The sequence below is a fragment of the Pseudochrobactrum sp. XF203 genome, from assembly GCF_020341615.1.
Classification (GTDB): Bacteria; Pseudomonadota; Alphaproteobacteria; order Rhizobiales; family Rhizobiaceae; genus Pseudochrobactrum; species Pseudochrobactrum saccharolyticum.
Map to the genome: position 1 here is coordinate 920,417 of NZ_CP084392.1, position 19,812 is coordinate 940,228.

Below are 19,812 nucleotides of genomic sequence, written 5' to 3' on the forward strand. Positions count from 1 at the left end.
GAACCGCTCTATGTCTTTGCTTGCCGCATTGTCCTTACGTAAAACCGCTGCGCACTTTTACGGGAAATGCTCTATTGATACGTCATAAAATTATTGTAAGCACGGAATCAAAGTTTTCTTCTGTGCATGAGGATTGATGATGCGCCACTATATTGGAATTGATGTCGGAACCGGCAGCGCCAGAGCAGGGATTTTTGACAGCAAAGGCCGGTTACTGGGCACGACAGCCTGTGCCATTGAAACCTTTCGTCCGCAGGCGGATTTTGCGCAGCAAAGCTCGGCGCATATCTGGGCGTCAATCTGTAAGGCTGTGAAAAACACAATGACTGAAGCCGCAATCGCTGCTGACAGCGTTGCCGGTATCGGCTTTGATGCCACCTGTTCGCTGGTTGTTGCGGATGCGGAAGGCAAGCCGGTCACTGTCAGCCCGAAAGGTGAGCCGGATCAGGATGTGATCCTGTGGATGGATCACCGTGCGATCAACGATGCTGAAGAGATCACTGAAATTGGCGGTAAGGTGTTGAATCATGTCGGTGGTCGTATGTCGCCGGAAATGGAATTGCCGAAAATCCGCTGGTTCAAGCGTGAACTGCCGCAGAGCTGGACACAGACAGCCGCTTTTTGGGATTTGCCGGACTGGCTGGTGCATCGCGCGACCGGTACCGATATGCGCTCGCTTTGCTCGCCGGTGTGCAAATGGACTTATCTCGGCGATCGGGGCAAAGCCGGAGAGGGCTGGGACAGCGCGTTCCTTGAGAATATCGGCCTTGAAGAACTGGGCGATGATAATTTTGCAGCCATCGGCAACCGTTTCGGTGCAGCCGGTGAACTGGCCGGAAAATTGTCGGAACAGGCCGCAACGGAACTTGGTCTTAAAGCCGGTATTGCCGTTTCTACCGGTCTGATTGATGCTTATTCCGGTGCGCTCGGCACGCTGGCTGTTGCGGACAGTGCCGGTGTGAGTGCAACCGAGCAGCGTCTGGCGCTGATTGCCGGTACCTCAACTTGCCATATTGCGCTTAGCAAAGAGCCGGTATTTGTCTCCGGTGTTTGGGGACCTTATTATTCTGCGCTGCTGCCTGATCTTTGGGCGAATGAAGGCGGGCAGTCGGCAGCAGGCGCTTTGATTGATGCGGTGATTGCACGTCATGCGGTGTCGGTTAAACTGGCAGCAGAAAATCCGGGCAAGCGCATTGCTGATCTGCTGGATGCGCATCTGGCTAAAATGGCTGAAGAAACGGCTACTCTGACCCGTCACCGTCATGTGCAGCCGGATTTCCACGGCAACCGCTCACCGCTGGCGGAAAGCTGGCGCAAAGGCGCGATTGTCGGCCTGACACTGGATCACGAACTGGATGATCTGGCACTGGATTATCTCGCCACCATTCAGGCTTTGGCCTATGGCACAAGGCATATTCTTGAAGAAATGCGCCATGAGGGCATGGAGATTGATACGCTGGTGGTCTCCGGCGGTCTGGCGCGTAATCAGCTTTATTTGCGCGAACATGCAGACGCTACCGGTTGTCGTGTGCTGGTGCCGGAACAGGCCGAACCGGTGCTGCTGGGTTCTGCCATGCTTGGTGCTGTTGCTAGTGGTGATTTCGTCGATTTACCGCAGGCAATGACAGCAATGAGTGGCAAAGGCGAAGTGCTGGAGCCACGCACCGGTGCAATCGCTGGCTATCACGACGCAAAATATCTGGTCTATCGCCGTATGCAGATGGATTATGCCGATTACGCAGAACTGATGGACGAAAATCCGGTTGCTGACGATGAGGAAGAAGCTGAATCTATAGCTTGACCTTGCTATAGTGGGAACCTTTATCCTGCCTGTTAATTGACAGGCAGGAGAGATTCTTATGAAGCATACTGCATCGCATACGACTCATGCCGATGATGCGTATCACGGGCATCATCACGGCGACCATGATCATGGTAATAAAGTGAAAGATCCCGTCTGCGGGATGATGGTCGATCCTGCCGCCGGCAAGCCTCATATGGCTTATAAAGGGCATGAATATCATTTCTGCTCAGATAGTTGCCACGGCAAATTCAAAGCGGATCCTGAGAAATATCTCACCGCGCAATCTGCTGCCGCACCTGCAATCAAAGGGGCGCAATATACTTGTCCGATGCATCCGGAAGTTATCCGCGATGAACCGGGCTCATGCCCGATTTGCGGTATGGCGCTGGAACCGGTTATGCCGTCGCTTGATGACGGGCCTAACCCTGAACTTATAGATTTTACACGCCGCTTCTGGGTAAGCGCGATTTGTTCTATCCCTTTGCTGATAGTCACAATGGGACCAATGCTTGGTCTGCCGATCCGTGAATGGATCGGGGAACAAAGAACGGTCTGGCTGGAGTTTATACTGGCGACACCGGTGGTGCTCTGGGCGGCGCTGCCGTTTTTCAAGCGCGGGGTCGACTCGTTTAAAAACCGCAGTCCGAATATGTGGACGCTGATTATGATCGGTGTCGGAGCCGCCTATCTTTACAGCGTGGTTGCAATCCTGTTTCCGGATATGTTCCCGCACTCCTTCCGTGGTCATGGCGGATCGGTTCCGGTTTATTTCGAGGCCGCTGCGGTTATTGTCACGCTGGTCTTTCTCGGTCAGGTGCTGGAACTGCGTGCCCGCGAACGTACCGGCTCGGCTATCCGCGCTTTGCTTGATCTGGCGCCGAAAACTGCACGCCGTATTGCGACTGATGGCAGTGAAGCCGATGTGCCTCTGGATGAGGTGCAGGCCGGTGACAAGTTACGTATCCGCCCCGGTGACAGCGTGCCGGTAGACGGTATCGTGGTGGAAGGCCGCTCCTCCGTTGATGAGGCCATGATTACCGGTGAACCGGTGCCGGTTGAAAAGACCGAAGGCGATAAAGTGATCGGTGGCACCGTGAATAAAAACGGTTCGCTGGTCATGCAGGCGGAGAAAATCGGCGCAGAAACCATGCTGTCGCAAATTGTGGACATGGTGGCCAAAGCCCAGCGTTCCCGTGCGCCTATTCAGGGACTGGCTGACCGGATTTCATTCTATTTTGTACCGATGGTTATTGTCGTTGCACTCCTGTCCTTTATCGGCTGGGCGCTGTGGGGGCCGGAGCCGAGCATGATCTATGCCATTGTCGCGGCGGTCTCGGTGCTGATTATCGCCTGTCCCTGTGCGCTGGGACTGGCAACGCCGATGTCGATTATGACCGCAACAGGACGCGGTGCGCAGGCTGGTGTGCTGATCAAAGATGCCGAGGCGCTGGAGCGTATGGCGAAGGTTGATACGCTGATCGTTGATAAAACAGGCACACTCACAGAAGGCCGACCGAAACTGACGGATGTAGTGGCAGTTTCCGGTATCGGCGACAACACCCTGTTGCAACTGGCCGCGAGCCTTGAGAAAGGCTCAGAACATCCGCTGGCGGAAGCCATTGTTGCCGGAGCCGAAGCAAAAGGGTTGAAGACAGATAATGTGGATGCTTTTGAAGCGATTACGGGTAAAGGTGTTGCCGGTACGGTAAAAGGACGGGCAGTTGCGCTCGGTAATCCTGCAATGATGCAGGATATGGGGCTGGATATTGCCGCCATTCAGGCGCAGGCCGATATATTGCGGGCAGAAGGTAAGACCGCGATGTTTGTTGCCGTTGATAACAAGCTGGCAGGTCTGGTTGCTGTGGCTGATCCGATTAAGGAGACAGCGGCAGAAGCCATCCGCACACTCCATGCGCGCGGCTTGAAAATCATTATGGCAACCGGTGATAATGAACGCACGGCGCGAGCTGTGGCGGCAAAACTCGGTCTTGATGATGTGCGTGCCGATGTGCTGCCGGAAGATAAAAAAGCTCTGGTTGATGAGTTGCACAAACAGGGCAAGAAAGTTGCAATGGCGGGGGATGGTGTGAATGATGCACCGGCACTGGCCGCCGCTGATGTGGGTATTGCTATGGGCACCGGTGCTGATGTGGCCGTGGAAAGTGCGGGGATTACGCTGCTCAAAGGTGATCTCACCGGCATTGCCCGTGCGCATCATCTGGCAGAAGCGACAATCCGCAATATCAAGGAAAACCTGTTCTTTGCCTTTGTCTATAATGCGCTTGGTATTCCGGTGGCAGCGGGGCTGCTCTATCCTTTCACCGGCACTTTATTGTCGCCGATGATTGCAGCAGCGGCGATGAGCCTGTCCTCGGTCTCGGTGATTGCCAACTCATTGCGGCTAAGAGCATTGAAACTCTGAATAAAAAAGCGGGCAAAATGCCCGCTTTTTTATTTCGCTTGAAACAATCTCAGTAAGGGCTGTCGACCTTACCGGTTTCCACATAGACCGTTTTGATCTGGCTGTAATGGGAGAGGGCGGCGAGGCCGTTCTCGCGGCCGATACCGGAGTTTTTATAGCCGCCGAACGGCACTTCTACCGGTGTCAGATTATAGGCATTGATCCAGCATGTACCGGCTTTGAGTGCTGCAATCACACGATGACTGCGGGCGCTGTCTGCGGTGAATACACCGGCGGCAAGGCCGAATTCTGTATCATTGGCGCGGGCAATGACTTCATCTTCATCCTTAAAGGTCAGAATGCTCATCACAGGGCCGAAGATTTCTTCCCGTGCAATGGTCATATCATCGCTGACATTGGTGAAAATCGTCGGTTCGATATAGAAGCCGTTTTCCAGACCCTGCAAGGCAGGCACGCCACCGCCGCAAACCAGATCGGCGCCTTCAGTTTTGCCCTTCTCAATATAGGACAAAACCTTGTCGCGTTGGGAAAGGCTCACCATTGGCCCCATCTGCGTGCTCGGATCAAGCGGATCGCCGATCTGAATAGCGCGGGTGCGCTCAACCAGACGGCTCACAAAACTTGTCGCAACAGCCTCATGCACGAAAACGCGGGTGCCGTTGGAGCAGACCTGACCGGTGGAGTAAAAATTGCCGAGCATCGCGCCGCCAATGGCATTTTCCAGATCGGCATCATCGAATACGATCAGCGGGGACTTGCCGCCGAGTTCCATGGTGACCTGTTTCATCTCGCTACCGGCCTGCGCCATGATTTTCTTGCCCGTCGGCACGGAGCCGGTGAGCGAGACCTTGGCAACTTTAGGATGGCTGATGAGTGCCGCGCCCGCATCACCAAAGCCCTGAACCACGTTGAAAAGCCCGTCCGGCAGACCGGCATCCTTGTAAAGCTGTGCGAGTGCCAGAGCTGACAGCGGTGTATTTTCCGATGGCTTGAACACCACAGCATTGCCCATTGCCAGAGCAGGGGCAGATTTCCACGAGGCGATCTGGATCGGGTAATTCCATGCGCCGATACCAACGCAAACGCCCAATGCCTCGCGGCGTGTATAGGCAAAAGGCCCGCCAAGTTCGACAAACTCGCCATTGAAACCGGAGATCACACTGCCGAAATATTCCATCGCATCGGCACCGGAAGCTGCATCGGCTACCAGTGTTTCCTGAATGGCCTTGCCGGTATCCAGAGTTTCCAGTTCCGACAATTCCTGATTGCGCTCACGCATCAATTCGGCGGCACGGCGCAGAATGCGGCCACGCTCAACGGGCTTGAGTTTCGCCCATTCAACCTGCGCTTTAGCAGCAGCTTCGACAGCCTGATCGACAATGGCTTGTGTCGCACCATGCAGGCGGGCAATGACTTCGCCGGTGGCAGGATAGATCACATCAAAAGCACGTCCTGCCGTGTCTTCAACAAACTGACCATTGATAAAATGTGAGGCTTGCGGTTGTGCACGCATGGGAAATTCCTTCAAATTCTTTAAATTGATTATGGCTCAACGATCTGAAATCTGCCAGCGCGGATTAATCCAAGGTTCTTGGTTTGAGCGCGGCAGCGGTGTTTTGCCAAGAATATGATCTGAAGCTTTCTCACCGGTCATGATCGACGGGCCGTTGAGATTACCGTAAGGCACGCGCGGGAATATCGAACTGTCAGCCACACGCAGACCTTCAACACCAATCACACGGCATTCCGGATCAACCACAGCCATCGGGTCGTTGACTGAGCCCATTTTACAGGTACCGCATGGATGAAACGCGCTCTCTGCATGGTCGCGGATGAAGTTGTCCAACTGCTCGTCTGTGACCTGATCGTCGCCCGGTTGAATTTCGCGGCCACGATACGGGTCAAAAGCCTGCTGGCCGAAGATCTCGCGGGTGAGGCGGATGCAATGGCGGAAGTCGCGCCAGTCATCCGGATGCGACATATAATTGAACAGGATTTTCGGCTTCTCTTTCGGATCATTGGAGCGCAACGTGACCGAACCGCGCGACTTGGAGCGCATCGGCCCCACATGCGCCTGAAAACCGTGGCCGCCTGCTGCAGCTTTACCGTCATAGCGGATTGCAACCGGCAGGAAGTGAAACTGGATATCCGGATATTCCACACCCGCAGCCGAGCGTACAAAAGCAGCTCCTTCAAAATGGTTGGTCGCGCCAAGACCGGATTTGAAGAACAGCCATTCCGCACCGATACGCGCTTTGGAAAACAGGTTGAGGCTGGAATAGAGTGTAATCGGCTGCAGGCATTCCTGTTGCACATAGACTTCCATGTGATCCTGCAAATTCGCGCCGACACCGGCACGGTCTGCCACGACCTCAATGCCGTGTTCGCGCAGATGTTCCGCAGGACCAATACCGGAAAGCATCAACAGTTTTGGCGAGTTGATGCTGGAAGCAGCGATAATCACTTCACGCTTGGCTTTGATAACACTGACTGTGCCAGACTTTTCGATCTCAACGCCGGTCGCACGGCCATTCTCGATTACCACTTTGCGGGCGAAAGCATTGACCAAGGTCACATTACGGCGTTTGAGGGCAGGGCGCAGATAAGCATTGGCGGTTGACCAGCGGCGACCGTGGTGGATGGTCTGTTCCATCGGGCCGAAACCTTCCTGTTTCGAGCCGTTATAGTCATCTGTTGTTTCAAAACCAGCTTGTTTTCCGGCGTCGTTGAAAGCTTTGAACAGCGGGTTACTGCGCTTGCCGCGCTGCACATGCATCGGGCCATTGGTGCCGCGCCAGCCTTCTTCACCGCCATGGGAGTGTTCCATGCGCTTGAAGTAAGGCAGCACATCCGCATAGGACCAGCCGCTGGCACCGCTCTCAGCCCAATGGTCAAAATCCTTGGCGTGACCGCGCACATAGACCATGCCATTGACGGATGAGGAGCCGCCGATAACCTTGCCGCGCGGGGTAACCAGACGGCGGCCGTTAAGGTGAGGCTCCGGTTCGGTGTTAAAGCCCCAGTCATAGGTGGACATATTCATCGGGAAAGACAGGGCGGCAGGCATCTGGATCAGCGGCCCCATATCGGTGCCGCCATATTCGATAACGATAACAGAATGCTTGCCGTCTTCCGACAGGCGGTAGGCCATGGCTGAACCGGCTGAACCGGAGCCGATAATAACGAAATCTGCTTCCATAGTGGTTTCCTTAATGCCGGTTACGGGATGGCTTGGATGGCGCGCGCGCCAGTTGCACGGTGATATAATCCTCAACCAGTGCAATGGCTTTTGACGCTTCCGGCGCATCGGCACCCAACGCGTGGCGGATATAAAGACCGTCGATCAGAGCGCCGGTACCTTCAGCAATATGTTGCGCGGTCTGTTTGTCTGTGAGTTGCTCCAGTGCAAAGCACAGATTGGAATGCAGGCGACGGGCATAGACCCGCAGCAGACGGCGCATTTCCAGAGATTGCTGGGCATGGGCATAGAAGGTGAGCCATGCAGCTATCGTTTCATGGGCAAACTGTGAGGCGGAGAAGTTGACGCCGATAATTGCGGAAAGCCTTGCACGCGGGCTGTCTGCTGCCTGTAAGGCGATGCGCAAATCAGTGCCGAGTTCGCTCAGCAAGTGACGCATCGTGGCTAGTAGTAACTGGTCCTTGCCGCCGAAATAGTGATGCGCGAGCGCTGCCGATACACCGGCCTTGCGGGCGATTTGCGCAACAGTCACATCAAGCGAGCCCCGCTCGCCGATTGTCTGAATAGCTGCCGAGATCAGGTCTTTCCGGCGCAGCTCCTCCATTCCTATCTTAGGCATGTTTGTCTCACAAAATTGTTTGGATTGGGCTGATTATCGTTTTTATTGATTGATCAGTCAATCAAGAGTTTATTATCGTTTTATTTCAATAATATGACGTGAATTTAAAGTGATAAAATCCGTTGCTTTGTGAGACAGGTGCGTTTTGACGGCATAAGACTATTTTGCTAGAGCATCGGCAGTGAATGATGCGGAGTTTTAAAATGGCAAATCCGGTTTTGGTTGAAGTTGTGCGCGGTAAAGTGGTGGAAAGCCGCCATAGCGGTGCGCTGGCGCTATTCGATGGTGACGGTAAGACCGTTCTGAACATCGGTGATGTAACACGCCCGACCTATCCGCGCTCGGCAATCAAGGCGATTCAGGCGCTGCCATTTGTGGAAAGCGGTGCGGCTGATGCCTATGGTTTTGGCAATGAAGAACTGGCCATGGCCTGCGCTTCCCATTCCGGTGAACCAGAGCACGTGGCGCGTGCGGCTTCGATGCTGGCGAAAGCCGGTTTGTCCTGTGATGATCTGGAATGCGGTGCCCATTGGCCGTCTGACCAGAAAGTGCTGATCGAAGTTGCCCGCAGTGGCAAGGAGCCGACTGCGCTCAATAATAACTGCTCCGGTAAACATGCCGGTTTTCTCTGCACCTGCGCCCATATGGGTTTGAAGACCAAAGGCTATGTGCAGGCGAGTTCGCAAATTCAGACCATTGTGCGTGAAACCATGCAGGAAGTGACCGGCGCGGTGCATAATGCTGATGAATATGGCACCGATGGTTGCTCTATTCCGACCTATGCGATTGGCCTTGATGCTATGGCACGTGGCTTTGCCCGTATGGCAACCGGTACAGGTCTGGCACCTGTTCGTGCGCAAGCCGCCAAACGTTTGCTGGATGCCTGCATGGCTGCGCCATTTTACGTGGCCGGTAGCCGTCGTGCCTGTACTGAGCTGATGGAACTCGCACCTGGCCGTATTTTTGTGAAAACCGGTGCGGAAGGTGTGTTCTGCGGTGCCGTGCCTGAACTGGGTGTAGGCTTTGCCATGAAATGCGATGATGGTGCCACCCGTGCGGCAGAAGTTATGGTGACACGTTTGCTGGCACAGCTTTTTGCAAAAGATGCAGAGCTGTCCGGTAAACTTGAAGCGCGTGCAACGCGCCGTATGAGCAACTGGAACGGTATTGATTTCGGTTATATTGCACCATCGTCCGCTCTGGTTGATGGACTGAAAGCTGTTTCTTTCTGATGTTGAAAAATACTATAAGTATTTAATAATTAAGCCGTGCATCATAAAGATGTGCGGCTTAATTGTTTTTTTGTACAGCTTGTTTTTGTTGTGGTTACTTCCTACCTTTAAATTATGAGCAGAGCTTTTACAAAAGAACAGGACGATGTTCCTTCCGGTTTGGTGGAACGTCCGGTCAGTCACCACCGCAATCTGGTTACTCAAAACGGCCTCAAGCTGATTGAGGCTGAACTGTCACGCCTGCAAACCGAACTGGGACAGGCAACTGCCAGTGGGGACAAGGCCGCAATTGCTCATGTCTCACGGGATTTGCGCTATTGGACAGCGCGGCGGGAGAATGCAGAACTGACACTGGCCGATAAAGACGGCGATGTAATCCGCTTTGGTATGCAGGTCACTGTAGAGAATGAAGACGGCCGTCAACAGAACTGGATGATTGTCGGCGAGGATGAGGCTGACCCGTCTAAGGGTACAATTTCTCACATCTCACCGCTTGCTGTAGCATTGTTTGGCAAGAGCAAGGGTGATCTGGTGACTGTGAATGGCCGCGAGCTCGAGATTATCAGCTTTAAAGCCATCAAATAGATAAGTTGCCGGCTCTGTTCAGAGCCAGCCTTTTCTGCGGAAGAAGTAGAGCGGGATCAGCGCAGAGATAACCATTAGCCCCAGTGCTGCGGGATAGCCCCATTTTTCTGAGAGCTCCGGCATGAAACTGAAATTCATGCCATAGATCGAAGCGATCAGTGTCGGCGGCATGAAGCCGACTGCGGCCACTGAGAAGATTTTGATAATCGCGTTTTGTTCAACCGAGATCAGCCCGACAATCGTATCGAGCAGGAAGTTGATCTTGTTGTTGAGAAAATCAACGTAATTCTCAAGCGACTGCGTATCCCGCTCCAGTGTTTTCAGCCATGCACGGGTATCTTTGGCCTGTGTCTTGGGAGAACTGTTGGCAGTAATATAGACCAGCAACCGGCGAATGCCGGACAGGCTTTCACGCATCCTTGAGAGAAACGTACCATGGGCACCGATTTCATTGAGGATTTCGCGGAAATTCTGGGTCGACATCGGGCGTTTGTTATCCGGACGGCGGTAAATGCGGTGTGACGCATTGTCGATTTTCTCGCTCACCCCTTCAATAAAATCTGCCAGCCGGTTGGTATTGGTTTCGATAATGCCAAGCAAAACGCAAAGGCTGTTGGTGCGGCTGTTAATCAGGCCGTTGCCGCTTTTAGCTGTGCGTGCGACATAGAGCACAAAGGATTTTGGCTGCGCATAGCGCACGCTGATGAGCAGTTTATCCGTCAGAATGAAAGTGACAGGGCTGACAATCCGGTGGTCATCTTCTGCAAGATGCAGGAATGGCGCTGTCAGATATTGCGCGCCGTTTTCACTATAAAACCGGCTGGATTCTTCAATCTCTCCCATATCTTCCCGTGTCGGGATGGGGATATTCGCCCATTTTTCAACCTGACTTTCTTCTTCGGCAGTCGGATTGACCAGATCGATCCAGAGTGATTTTTGCAAAAGATCGTCTGTAATCTGCGTTGCAGGTTCAACCGGAATGAGAAGGTCGCCGTTGCGATAATATACAGTCAGCATCTTTGCTCAAAAATCCCTGTCAATAAAATGAAACAGCACTATAGCCGTATATATGTAAATAAGGCATGTCGATGCCGGTGACATATCTCCGCCTGCTGTGGACACATCCCACGGTTAAAGATATATCAATCAGAGTTCAAATAACGGACTATAGCACCGGCGCATAAACCGGAACCGGTTTTCGCAAGGCGCGGTGCATAGTTTCAATAATTCAGAGTGTCCTTTCTGTGTCCGAACGGATGCATGATGCTCTGAAGAAAAACAGGAATAGTAATTTCATGTCTGTCACGGGCGAGCCGCTGCTGGCTGAAGGTAATCTGCACACGATAACTGAAACAGCAGTTTCACAACCCGTTCAGTCTAAACCGGCGTCATCTGCGCATCACGGCATGACACCGGTCTATCGTCTGCTTGCAGGCCTGTGTCTGGTACTGATTGCCCTGAACTTGCGTCCGTTATTCTCCAGTTTTTCAGCGCTTCTGCCTGAAATTATTGCCTCTACTGGTATCAGCTCTTTGACTGCGGGGCTGCTGACGACTTTACCGGTTTTTTGTCTGGGCTTTTTCGCGCCTCTGGCTCCTAAATTTGGTGAGCGTATCGGTATGGAGCGTACATTGTTGCTGGCGGTATTACTGCTGGCCTTTGGCACATTCCTGCGCGGCACCGGACCGGTTACGCTGATGTTTGCCGGTACTGTGCTGGCAGGTGCCTGTATCGCGACCTGTAATGTGTTGCTTCCCGGCATTGTGAAGCGTGACTTTCCGGACAAAGCAGCTTTGCTGACCGGTTTTTATACTATGGCGCTGAGCGGCGGCGCGGCAATTGCCGCAGCTGTGACTTTGCCCGTTTACAGGGCGCTTGATAATTCATGGCAGCAGGCACTGAGCCTGTGGGCGGTTCCGGCGCTGATCGTCGGTATACTCTGGGGTGTGCTGACATGGCGTGTGAAACATCAGCGGGCGGCCAATAAAAGCAAAGTCACCGGATTATGGCGTGATAAAATCGCGTGGCAGCTGACCTTCTTCATGGGCTTGCAGTCATCGCTGGCTTTCACTGTGTTCGGCTGGTTATCGCCGATCCTGCGTGAGCGCGGACTGGACGGCATTACGGCTGGTGCGGTGGTTTCCGTCTCTATCGGCATGCAGCTGATAGCCTGTCTGGTTGTGCCGACAATTGCCGTGCGTTCACGCAATCAGAGCCTTTTGAATGTGATACTGATCGCTTTTGCGACCATCGCAATGCTGGCGATGCTGTTTATGCCGCTCTGGTCGGTCTGGTATTGGGCGGTTCTGCAAGGCATCGGTCTTGGCGGATTGATTGCTGCGGCTATGACCGAAATCGTGCTGCGCTCGCCAAATCCGCGTGTGGCATCGCATCTGTCCGGCATGGTGCAATTTGTCGGCTATATGATTGCATCGGTTGTGCCGCTGCTGATCGGCATTATCCATGATCTGACCGGAACTTACACGGCCAGTGCCATGCTGTTCGTGGCGATCGGTCTTGTGGCGGCATGGAATGGCTGGGGAGCAGGGCGGGCACTGCATGTGCAGGCCGACAGTGAGTAAATAAAAAAGCCCCTCGAAAGAGGGGCTTTTTGCTGAGGTGCTGACCTCAGATAAACTGGCCGAGGCCCGGAATAGAATTCACAACATCATCAACGGTCTGCGCACCGGCTTTTTCTTTTGCGAAAGCAATGGTTTCTTTCGCCACGCCGGTAATTTCACCCATGCCGAGGCCTGCGCCCATCAGCTTGGAGCCAAGACCCATTACGCCGCCCATCATATTGGAGAGGAAGCCGCCTTTATCTGCCGAGGCAATCAGTTCCTGTGCGCCCGGAATACCGGCGATCAGCGCGCCGACTTTATCCTGCGGGCCTTCTTTTTCGAGAAAGGCAAGGATCAGGCCGACAGCTTTTTCTGCTGTGGCGCTATCAACACCAACATTATTGGTAATACGTGAAATCAGCTCTTCCATGATAGTCTCCCAAAAATTGACGTTTACGTAATAAGCACTCTGCCGTGATGAAATCAAGCCTGCTCTGATGCCGGTGTATCATAAAATGCAATGAACAGGCGGGAAATAACCGGTGAACAGGTCGTAGAATATTGTTCTGATGTTACAGGACGATTATAGATTATAATGATTTGTGCCGTGGCTCAGATTATTCGGCGTGAGAATGAACGGATGAGGAGTATGTCTATGCCTGCTGAAGGAAGCATTTTTCTGGGTGCCAGCCGTAAACCGGATAATAGTTACCAGCAACCGGAAGAACTGGCGCTGAAATATGCCAACCGGCACGGGCTTGTGACCGGCGCTACCGGTACGGGTAAAACTGTGAGTCTTCAGGTTATGGCTGAGGCTTTCTCCGCAGCCGGTGTGCCGGTTTTCTGCGCTGACATTAAAGGTGATTTGTCCGGTATTGCAGCTATCGGCGAGAAGAATGATTTCTCGGTAAAACGTGCCGAGGAGATCCACCTTGATCCTTATGATATGCATGCGACACCGGTTATCTTCTGGGATATTTTCGGCGAGCAGGGGCATCCGATCCGCGCTACCATTTCCGAAATGGGGCCATTGCTGCTGGCACGCCTGATGAATTTAACGGATGCGCAGGAAGGCGTGCTGAATATTGCTTTCCGTGTGGCGGATGAAGAGGGGCTTCTGCTCCTTGATATGAAAGATTTGCAGTCGCTGCTGACCCATGTGGCCGAGCGCGCGCCTGAACTTTCCATCCAATATGGCAATATCAACAAGGCATCTGTCGGTGCAATTCAGCGCTCGCTGCTGGTGCTGGAGCAACAGGGCGGCACGTTCTTTTTCGGTGAACCTGCTCTGAGCATTTCTGATCTGATGCGTACAACCACCGACGGGCGCGGCCTTGTCAGCGTGTTGGCCGCTGACAAGCTGATGATGAACCCGCGGCTGTACTCCACATTTCTGCTCTGGCTGATGTCGGAGCTGTTTGAACAATTGCCGGAGGTTGGAGATCCGGAAAAACCGCGTCTGGTGTTCTTCTTTGATGAAGCGCATTTGCTGTTTGATGAGGCGCCAAAGGCTCTGCTGGATCGTATTCAGCAGGTTGTGCGCCTGATCCGCTCCAAGGGCGTGGGTGTTTATTTCGTGACGCAGAATCCGCTGGATGTGCCGGAAGTGGTGCTGGCGCAGCTCGGTAATCGTGTGCAACATGCGCTGCGTGCCTATACGCCGCGCGAGACAGCGGCGGTTAAAACGGCTGCGGATACATTCCGTCCTAATCCGGATTTCGATACATTCAAAGCGATTACATTACTGTCTACGGGTGAGACGCTGGTCTCAACCTTGCAGGCAAAAGGCATTCCTTCGATGGTGCAGCGCACTTTGATGCGTCCGCCTGCATCGCGGATCGGGCCTTTGACAGCGGATGAGCGGGCGAAGCTGATCGCAACCAGTCCGGTATCCGGTCAGTATGATCGTGCAATTGACCGTGAATCTGCCTTTGAAATTCTGCAGAAACGCGCGCAGGAAAAAGTCGCTACAGTCGAACAGCAACAGGCGGAGCAGGATAGCGGCAGCTGGACAGATTATCTGTCATCCACCCTTGGTGGCGGCAAGCGCGGCAGCCGTCAGACTGTTGCGGAAACCGCAGTGAAAAGCGTGGTGCGGACTGTGAGTAATTCGCTCGGCCGTGCCATCGTGCGCGGCATTCTGGGCGGCTTCAAACGCTGATTGATCTATAAGAAAAAGGCGGGCTGCTGTGCAACCCGCCTTTTTAATTGATATCAATTACATAACCAGAATTGGTGTTTTATTCGGTACGCGGTCATAGAGGTCGATCACATCCTGATTGACCATGCGGACACAGCCGGACGAAACGGCTTTACCGATTGACCACCATTCCGGATTGCCGTGGATACGATAAAGCGTATCAACACCGTCCTTAAAGATATACAGAGCGCGTGCGCCAAGCGGATTGGTCAGTCCCGGTGCCATACCGCCATTGCGGGCGCTGTATTTTTCAAGTTCCGGCTGACGGCCGATCATATCATCCGGCGGTGTCCAGCGCGGCCATTTGCGCTTCCACTGAATAAGAGCGCGGCCTGACCATGAAAAGCCTGCACGGCCGATACCCACGCCGTAGCGCAGTGCCTGACCATCCTGCATCACCAGATAGAGAAAGCGGTTTGCGGTATCGACAACCACGGTACCCGGCATTTCACCGGTCGGGTCCTGAACGAGCTGGCGGTAATATTTCGGATCAATTTTCTGAAACGGTACAGCAGGAATCGAATAGCCTTCATCTTCAACCGCCGCATACATGCTGGCATAAGGGCCGGTTGCGCCGCCATTATTGATCGGCGGGGCGACCGGAGCCGGGCCGCCGGTCATGTCGATCACCGGAATATTACGGCTGATCTGCGTACAGCCTGCCAGTCCGGCAGCGGCTGTGACCGACAGCGCCGACATGAAAGAGCGGCGGGAGAAAGAATTTTCCATATTTAAACCAGTCTTTTCAGAACGTTTTTAAATTATGAGTGTGTGTCTGATACATGCAGCGCATAAGACTGCGTAAACAATATATTCAGACACGACCCGACAGAGCCGTTCAATCAGCACCGCAAGGGCGAGGGACGGAACGGTATAATGGCCTGACGGCCGGAAAGATGGATCTGCCGAGAATTACGCTGATGAAAATATGATTAGGATTCCGGCAGAACATCCCTGCATAAAGCTGGTCAAAAATTGCCACAATATGGCTAAGAACTTATGAATTTTTAAGATTACACGGATGCTTATATATCTGTTGCTGACTTGCAACAGGAAATGTTATGTTATTACAGCGCGGTTTAGGGTTTATACAATGCTCTGACATTCACTGATGGTCGCTTAAGCCGCTGTCGCTCTTATGAAAACCGGTTGTGATGTAATTGTTTGGTTTTATTGCAGCTTTGACAGGGCGCTTACCCACAGTCTCATGTGATAATAATTTAAAATTTCCGTGATTTTTCGCAGAACTGTCGTTCTCTGCATTGCCCGCGTGCCTGTGTCGGCCTATGTAATACAGGCATGAAGAATTTGGGTGGCGGAAACTTGAAGCCGCCCACACCAAGAGGAGAAACACCATGGCTTTTGAATTGCCTGCTCTGCCTTATGACTATGATGCGCTTACCCCTTATATGTCCCGTGAAACCCTTGAGTTTCACCATGACAAGCATCATCAGGCCTATGTAACCAACGGCAATAAGCTGCTTGAAGGTTCGGGTCTGGAAGGCAAGAGCCTTGAAGACGTAGTTAAAGAAAGCTACGGCAAAAATCAGGCACTCTTCAACAATGCCGGCCAGCATTACAACCATATCCACTTCTGGAAATGGATGAAGAAAAACGGCGGCGGCAACAAGCTGCCTGCTAAGCTGGAAGCTGCAATCAAATCCGATCTCGGCGGTTACGACAAGTTCCGTGAAGATTTCATCGCGGCTGGCGCCGGTCAGTTCGGTTCGGGCTGGGCATGGCTGTCGGTTAAAGACGGCAAGCTGGAAATTTCCAAAACACCAAACGGCGAAAACCCGCTGGTACACGGCGCGACACCAATTCTCGGCGTCGACGTATGGGAACATTCCTACTATATCGACTACCGCAATGCGCGTCCGAAATATCTGGAAGCTTTCGTCGACAGCATGATCAACTGGGATTATGTGCTTGAGCTTTACGAAAAAGCTTAATAATTCGGCCTGATGAAAAGCCTCCTTCGGGAGGCTTTTTTATTGTTACAAAAAATTAATCTGATGAACTGACGTTTTTATAGATATTCTAAATCGCATTACTATAATCATTCTAAATTGAGTATTGTGCTTGCAATATTCAAATAAACTCATATTCGCGATTAAAGGACGCTGTTCATGCAAAAATCTTTGGCAATCTTCTCTGCTTTATTCATGCTGACAAGTGCGGCTTCAGCGTCACCGGTGACTGACCGTCAGGCGCTGATGAAAGATGTCGGCCGCTCAATGGGCGTGCTGGGGCCAATTATGAAAGGCGAAAAGCCGTTTGAAGCAGAAGCCGTACAGGCTGCGCTTGAGCAGCTGAAAGCAGATGCCATCAAGATGGATGCAGAAAAGCTGTTCCCTAAGGGCTCGGAAAGCGGTGATACTGCTGCTGCGCCTAAAATCTGGGAAGATGAAGCCGGTTTTAAAGTTGAAATTGAAAAATTCCGTACAGCGACTGCAGCCGCTGCGGATGCCAAGCCGCAGGATGTTGATGCACTGCGTGTGAGCATGAAAGATGTTGGCGCAAGCTGCGGCACATGCCATCAGGCTTACCGCATCAAGAAATAACAGGCTTAGCCTGAAGCACATCCCGAAAATTGTTTCGGGATGTGCGTTCATTTAAAGCGATCAATATTTTCAGTCTGAAATCATATTGGAAATATTACAGGCGCTGCGCAGATTATTCCTTGCGCTTTAACAGGATAAGATTTTGATATGAAACGTAAATTGATATCCGCAGCTTTGCTTTGTGCTGTAACAGGTGCCGGTGTTTTCTGGTTTCTGACACAGCCTGTGCATGTTGACCGCGCTGCGCTGGACAAGCTGGCGGCAGGGGATGTCAAAAACGGCGAACAGGTTTTCTATGCAGGCGGTTGTGCCTCATGTCATGCGGCTCCGGGGGCAACAGGCGATGCCAAGCTGGTTTTATCCGGCGGGCATGAGCTGAAAACCGATTTCGGGACCTTCATAGCTCCCAATATTTCACCGTCTGCCGCCGGTATCAAAGACTGGACATTGGCCGAATTTGCCGATGCCATGCTGGAAGGTACTGGGCGCAACGGAGAGCACCTTTATCCGTCTTTTCCTTATACATCCTATACCCGCATGAAATTGCAGGATGTGGCGGATCTTTATGCCTTCATGAAAACCCTGCCGGCTTCTGATGAAGCATCGAAACCGCATGAGCTTGGCTTTCCGTTCAATGTGCGCCGCGGGCTTGGCCTCTGGAAAATGCTTTATCTGAATGATGCGCCTGCCGTTCAGCTGAATAATCCTGATGCGCAGCTGCAGCGCGGGCAATATCTTGTAGAAGCCATGGGGCATTGCGGCGAATGCCATACGCCGCGTAATGCATTTGGTGGTTCTGATACAGCGCAATGGTTGGCCGGTGCGGTTTCGGCAGAAACGGACAGTCAGGGAAAGCGCGGCATCGTGCCGAATATCACAGGCGGTGAGGGCGGTATTTCCGGCTGGAGTGCTGGTGACATTGCCTATGGTCTGGAAAGCGGATTTACACCGGATTTTGACTCGATGGGCGGGTCAATGACCGATGTTATTGCCAATACTTCAAAGCTTCAGGCTTCTGACCGCGAGGCAATCGCCGCTTATCTCAAAGCCATTCCTGCCCATAAAGATGGTTATGTTTCTCAATAGGTTGACCGTGTTTCTGCCTCACGGCTTTGTCATTATTTAAACTGGTTATTGTCCATTAGCATGATCGTGCCGGTCGGCATATTTCTGTCGGACAGAATGGAATTGCCGCATTCGGAAGAGTGTGAAGCCTGTCTGTTCGCCTGAACAGCGCATCGTTTCTGGAGGATGCAGGAATGCAAAATGATAACAGCCGGCAGAAAAGCACTGCCTGTCGCACAGTCTATGTAACCGAACTCACCGATGGTATTCTTGACCCTGAGCGCGCTATGCTCGGGCCTGTGGCTGATGGCGGTACGATTATCGCCAATACTGCGCCCGGTTGCTGGGGGCCAATGATTACCCCCGCCATTCGCGGCGGCCATGAGGTCACGCGACCGGTCGCTGTTGAAGGTGCTGAAATCGGTGATGCGATTGCCATTCACATCCGCTCCATTGTTGTAACATCTGCTGCTACGGCTTCCGGTTCGGACAGTGTGGTGACAGGCCGTAATAATGGTGATCCGTTCTGTGCTGCTGTCTGCGCGGAATGCGGTACGGAATGGCCTGCCACCCATATTGAAGGTATCGGCCAGAGCGCTATCCGTTGTGACAAATGCGGAGCCGATGCCACGCCGTTTAAGATTGAAAACGGCTATACAATTGTCTTTGATGACGAGCGCAGCATTGGTGTAACTGTTGGAAAAGCCAGAGCCGAAGCCATGGCGCCGGATGCCGCAAAGATTATGGCGCTGCCGGATACATCTATTCAAAATCCGGTTATGACTTTTGCTCCCGCTGATCTGGTCGGTGTGGCCACACGTCTGCGGCCTTTCCTCGGGCAATTGGGTACAGCACCTTCAAAAGCGATGCCGGATTCCCATAATGCCGGTGATTTCGGCTCGTTTTTGCTCAATGCGCCGCATAAATACGCACTGACACCGGATGAATTGGCGCGCAACAAAACCGACGGCCATCTTGATGTAAATTCTGTTCGGCAGGGCGCGATACTGATTTGTCCGGTGAAAGTGCCGGGCGGCGGTGTCTATCTGGGCGATATGCACGCATTGCAGGGTGACGGTGAAATTGCCGGTCATACCTGCGACGTTGCAGGCGTGGTTACGCTCGAAGTGCAAGTTATCAAAGGGCTGGCGATTGACGGGCCGCTGCTGTTTCCTGTGGCTGAAGATGTGCCTTATCTGGCGCGTCCTTTAAATGCCATTGAGCGCCAGCGTGCTGAGGCACTTGGCAAGGCCAATGGTGTGACAGCAATTGAGCGCGATGCACCGGTTACAGTAATCGGTAGCGGAGCTACGCTGAATGAAGCGACAGAGAACGGCCTGAAACGTGCGGCGGATCTTTTTGATGTCACGGTTCCTGAAATTATGAACCGTGCAACAATGCTTGGTGCGATCGAAATCGGCCGTCATCCGGGGATTGTCCGCGTTACCTTCCGGATGCCGCTGAAAAAGCTGGAAGAAAAGGGGCTGGCCGGTTTTGCCCGCTCACTCTATGATCTTGCCTGATCTGTTTTTGCAGAATGGGTTAAAAAGAAAAGCACCGG

Annotated in this window: 16 protein-coding genes; 10 read left to right on the forward strand and 6 right to left on the reverse strand. The window is 52.9% G+C overall.

Annotation, left to right across the window (positions count from 1 at the left end; all coding sequences use genetic code 11):
- The first annotated feature begins 136 nt into the window (after positions 1–136).
- Together LDL70_RS03930 and LDL70_RS03935 are read left to right on the forward strand one after the other, a co-directional pair.
- Entirely contained in the window at positions 137–1,801 is a 1,665-nt protein-coding gene (locus tag LDL70_RS03930) for an FGGY-family carbohydrate kinase (RefSeq protein ID WP_225687298.1), read from the forward strand.
- A 58-nt stretch (positions 1,802–1,859) separates the two neighbouring features.
- Entirely contained in the window at positions 1,860–4,226 is a 2,367-nt protein-coding gene (locus tag LDL70_RS03935) for a heavy metal translocating P-type ATPase (protein WP_225687300.1), read from the forward strand.
- Positions 4,227–4,275: 49 nt separating this feature from the next.
- Here the strand turns inward: LDL70_RS03935 and betB are convergent, their stop codons facing one another.
- Genes betB through betI form a run of 3 tightly spaced genes read right to left on the reverse strand, consistent with a single transcriptional unit; the run spans position 4,276 to position 8,044 of the window.
- Positions 4,276–5,739, reverse strand: a complete 1,464-nt coding sequence (gene betB / locus LDL70_RS03940) for a betaine-aldehyde dehydrogenase (protein ID WP_225687302.1) — start codon at positions 5,737–5,739, stop codon at positions 4,276–4,278.
- A gap of 36 nt (positions 5,740–5,775) precedes the next feature.
- Positions 5,776–7,425 (reverse strand): choline dehydrogenase, encoded by a 1,650-nt coding sequence (gene betA / locus LDL70_RS03945; protein WP_225687311.1) that lies wholly within the window; start codon positions 7,423–7,425, stop codon positions 5,776–5,778.
- A 10-nt stretch (positions 7,426–7,435) separates the two neighbouring features.
- Positions 7,436–8,044 carry a transcriptional regulator BetI gene (gene betI, locus LDL70_RS03950; protein ID WP_225687313.1) on the reverse strand — a complete coding sequence of 203 codons (609 nt, stop codon included), beginning with the start codon at positions 8,042–8,044 and terminating at the stop codon, positions 7,436–7,438.
- A gap of 203 nt (positions 8,045–8,247) precedes the next feature.
- On the opposite strand from betI, the gene LDL70_RS03955 reads away from it, so the two are divergent.
- Complete coding sequence (locus LDL70_RS03955; RefSeq protein WP_225687315.1) at positions 8,248–9,276, forward strand: asparaginase; 1,029 nt, start codon at positions 8,248–8,250, stop codon at positions 9,274–9,276.
- Positions 9,277–9,390: 114 nt separating this feature from the next.
- Positions 9,391–9,861 (forward strand): GreA/GreB family elongation factor, encoded by a 471-nt coding sequence (locus LDL70_RS03960; RefSeq protein ID WP_225687317.1) that lies wholly within the window; start codon positions 9,391–9,393, stop codon positions 9,859–9,861.
- 18 nt (positions 9,862–9,879) lie between these two features.
- Here the strand turns inward: LDL70_RS03960 and corA are convergent, their stop codons facing one another.
- On the reverse strand, positions 9,880–10,878 hold the full coding sequence (corA, locus tag LDL70_RS03965) for a magnesium/cobalt transporter CorA (RefSeq protein WP_022710051.1): 999 nt from the start codon (positions 10,876–10,878) through the stop codon (positions 9,880–9,882).
- Positions 10,879–11,156: 278 nt separating this feature from the next.
- Between corA and LDL70_RS03970 the strand changes: the two genes are divergently transcribed.
- Positions 11,157–12,443 (forward strand): MFS transporter, encoded by a 1,287-nt coding sequence (locus LDL70_RS03970; protein WP_225687319.1) that lies wholly within the window; start codon positions 11,157–11,159, stop codon positions 12,441–12,443.
- A 46-nt stretch (positions 12,444–12,489) separates the two neighbouring features.
- Here the strand turns inward: LDL70_RS03970 and LDL70_RS03975 are convergent, their stop codons facing one another.
- Positions 12,490–12,852, reverse strand: coding sequence for a hypothetical protein (locus LDL70_RS03975; protein ID WP_022710049.1), 363 nt, complete (start codon positions 12,850–12,852; stop codon positions 12,490–12,492).
- 225 nt (positions 12,853–13,077) lie between these two features.
- Here LDL70_RS03975 and LDL70_RS03980 point away from each other — a divergent pair, with 225 nt between their 5' ends.
- Positions 13,078–14,583, forward strand: a complete 1,506-nt coding sequence (locus tag LDL70_RS03980) for a helicase HerA-like C-terminal domain-containing protein (RefSeq protein WP_075654534.1) — start codon at positions 13,078–13,080, stop codon at positions 14,581–14,583.
- Between the two features lie 57 nt (positions 14,584–14,640).
- Here LDL70_RS03980 and LDL70_RS03985 read toward each other — a convergent pair whose 3' ends face one another.
- On the reverse strand, positions 14,641–15,351 hold the full coding sequence (locus tag LDL70_RS03985) for a L,D-transpeptidase (protein ID WP_116089284.1): 711 nt from the start codon (positions 15,349–15,351) through the stop codon (positions 14,641–14,643).
- A gap of 626 nt (positions 15,352–15,977) precedes the next feature.
- Here LDL70_RS03985 and LDL70_RS03990 point away from each other — a divergent pair.
- The 4 genes from LDL70_RS03990 to LDL70_RS04005 all read left to right on the forward strand — a co-directional run bounded on the left by LDL70_RS03990 (position 15,978) and on the right by LDL70_RS04005 (position 19,774).
- Positions 15,978–16,574, forward strand: a complete 597-nt coding sequence (locus LDL70_RS03990; RefSeq protein WP_022710046.1) for a superoxide dismutase — start codon at positions 15,978–15,980, stop codon at positions 16,572–16,574.
- 177 nt (positions 16,575–16,751) lie between these two features.
- Positions 16,752–17,186: a cytochrome c gene (locus LDL70_RS03995; RefSeq protein ID WP_022710045.1), complete on the forward strand. Its 435-nt coding sequence runs from the start codon at positions 16,752–16,754 to the stop codon at positions 17,184–17,186.
- 147 nt (positions 17,187–17,333) lie between these two features.
- Entirely contained in the window at positions 17,334–18,272 is a 939-nt protein-coding gene (locus LDL70_RS04000; protein ID WP_225687321.1) for a cytochrome c, read from the forward strand.
- A 173-nt stretch (positions 18,273–18,445) separates the two neighbouring features.
- A complete protein-coding gene (locus LDL70_RS04005; RefSeq protein WP_225687323.1) occupies positions 18,446–19,774 on the forward strand; it encodes an acetamidase/formamidase family protein in 1,329 nt (442 codons plus the stop codon).
- The last annotated feature ends 38 nt before the right edge of the window (positions 19,775–19,812 follow it).